The following is a 510-nucleotide window of genomic DNA, read 5'->3' on the forward strand; positions in this document are numbered from 1 at the left end:
GCACGGCGGCCGTGCAGATCGCCCGCCACCTCGGCGCGGAGATCTACGCCACCGCCAGCCCCGGCAAGCACCACGTGCTGGAAGCCATGGGCATCGACGCCGACCACCGCGCCTCCTCCCGCGACCTGGACTTCGAGACCGCCTTCCCCCGCATGGATGTGGTCCTCAACAGCCTGGCCGGCGAGTTCACCGACGCCTCCCTGCGGCTCCTGGGCGAGGGCGGCCGGTTCATCGAGATGGGCAAGACCGACAAGCGGGACGAGGAGTGGCTCGCGGAGGCCCACCCCGGCGTTCGCTATCGCTTCTACGACCTGGTTCCGGACGCCGGCCTTGATCGGGTCGGGGAGATGCTGCGCACCCTGGCCGAGTTGTTCGGCCAGGGTGTCCTGGCGCCGCCGCCGGTCCAGGCCTGGCCGCTGGCCAGGACGCGCCAGGCGCTGCGCCACATGAGCCAGGCCAAGCACACCGGCAAGAACGTCCTGACCATCCCGCCCGCCCTCGATCCCGACG

The 510-nt window shown here is 71.6% G+C and carries 1 protein-coding gene; it reads left to right on the forward strand.

The features are described from left to right. The coding region (locus ACTWQH_RS32840; RefSeq protein ID WP_443290470.1) for a zinc-binding dehydrogenase at window positions 1-510 on the forward strand (510 nt) is incomplete at both ends.

Origin of the sequence: Streptomyces sp. 6N223 (assembly GCF_052246635.1) — a bacterium.
In the GTDB taxonomy this organism is placed as follows: domain Bacteria; phylum Actinomycetota; class Actinomycetes; order Streptomycetales; family Streptomycetaceae; genus Streptomyces.